Annotated in this window: 1 protein-coding gene; it reads left to right on the top strand. The window is 58.6% G+C overall.

Annotated elements, in window-relative coordinates; translation table 11 throughout:
• The first annotated feature begins 655 nt into the window (after positions 1–655).
• A complete protein-coding gene (locus Q4E95_RS13250; RefSeq protein WP_303383745.1) occupies positions 656–1,963 on the top strand; it encodes an MFS transporter in 1,308 nt (435 codons plus the stop codon).
• The last annotated feature ends 41 nt before the right edge of the window (positions 1,964–2,004 follow it).

The raw sequence follows: 2,004 nt of genomic DNA on the forward strand, positions 1-2,004 counted from the left end.
CATGCGCGAGCACGTGGGCGAGTTCGAGCAGCACATGCGCAAGGTGCTCTGACACCTCACGGGGCCACCGGACAGTGTTGGCGACGGTTCGGCATAGCGGAATCCTTGACGACCGCCGCATTTTGGACACACACGCATCCCCAGCCCGACCCGGGGACAGTCGGATCGGGCTGGGGAACGGCGAGGGTCTTCGAGACCGTGTCCTTGAACTGCGGGAGACCGTTCAGGTACTCCACCACTGAATCGTCCCACCGGTCTCCGCGCCCTCCGTTCCCCGTCCGGCGAGAAGGCGGACGCCCGCCATGAGAAGCCCGTGCCCCGCGCGAGTGGCGCCATCATGGTTAAGATGGATCTCTAACAGTGTTGCAAAAAAGACAACATTGTTGCGTTGATCGGACCTTACGGGTTGGGCCGTCTTCTTCTTACTCTTGCACTTGTCGAAGCATTAAACCCCCGCAAAAATTGCCTAAGAGTCCTCATTTTTACTGGGCCGGCCGGAGAATCTGCCTCTGAGCCTTGACCTTGTCGTGTGATGCAGCTTACATTTGCACAACCAGCTTGCGCTCACTGCAACTGGACCGGTCATCAAGTGAGTTCTCCACTGCCACTGATCACACACTTGCTTCTACTCGGCAGGTCGCTCGAAAGGAATCCCGTGGCACAACAAACATCCGGCACCACCTCGAAGGTGGTCACCCAGAGCGAGCGACGCCGAGTCATTGCGGCGAGCTTCGTGGGCAACTTCGTGGAGTGGTTCGATTACGCGGTTTACGGCTATTTAGCCGCGACCATCTCCCGGGTGTTCTTCCCGGACTCAGACCCACAGACAGCCTTGCTCGCGACTTTCGGGCTCTTCGCCATCTCGTTCTTCATCCGCCCGGTAGGCGGGTTCGTCTGGGGACACATCGGGGACAAGATCGGGCGGACGGTGGCTTTGTCGTTCTCCATCCTGGTGATGTCCGCAGCCACATTCGCTATCGCTCTGATCCCCGATTACAGAACTATCGGCATTGCGGCGCCCATTCTGTTGTTGGTCGTGCGTGTGGTCCAAGGGTTTTCCGCCGCAGGCGAGTACGCGGGCGCGTCGGCCTTCCTGGTGGAGTACGCCCCGGACCACAAGCGAGGGGTCTATGCGGCGGTGGTACCGGCAAGCACGGCAAGTGGCCTACTCTTCGGCTCGTTGTTCGTCGCCGGGCTCACGGCCATCCTCTCCGACGATCAGATGCTGTCCTGGGGCTGGAGAGTCCCGTTCCTCTTAGCAGGACCAATGGGTCTCATCGGCCGATACATCCGTAACCGGCTCGAGGACGCACCCGTGTTCCGTGAACTCGCGGAACAGGAACAGACGAAATCAACCCCGGTTCTGGACATGTTCAAGTACCACTGGTGGACATTGCTCCGCACCATCGGCGCAGTACTACTGAACGCGGTGGGCTTCTACATACTGCTCAGCTACATGCCCACGTACCTCCACGAGGAAGTGGGACTTGGCCAGACCGAGTCCTTCATTGCTACGTCCATTGCCCTGGTCACATATGTGGGATTTATTTTCCTGACAGGGATGGCCTCAGATCGATTCGGCCGCAAGAAAGTCCTGATGGCGGCGTCTATCAGCTTCATGGTGCTCACGGTGCCCATCTTCATGCTCTTGGACACCGGCTCATTTGTCCTGATCCTCATACTTCAAGTAGTCCTCGGGGCCATGCTGACTCTCAACGACGGGACACTACCTAGCTTCCTGGCCGAAGCTTTCCCCACCCGAATGCGCTACAGCGGTTTTGCTGTCAGCTTCAACGTCTCCAATGCTTTATTCGGCGGCACCGCGCCTTTCATGGCCACTCTTTTGATTTCAGCTCTCAATACTCCATTGGCACCTGCGTGGTACTTGGTGGTCGCAGCCCTTGGATCTTTGATCGCCGTAGCCGTCTCCAAAGAGACTGCAGGCCGCCCACTCACCCATTGATCGCGTTTGTCCCTACACCTTCCGTTGCGCTTGGGTCGCAG

The sequence above is a fragment of the Kocuria sp. genome (assembly GCF_030536815.1).
GTDB classification, from domain to species: domain Bacteria; phylum Actinomycetota; class Actinomycetes; order Actinomycetales; family Micrococcaceae; genus Kocuria; species Kocuria gwangalliensis.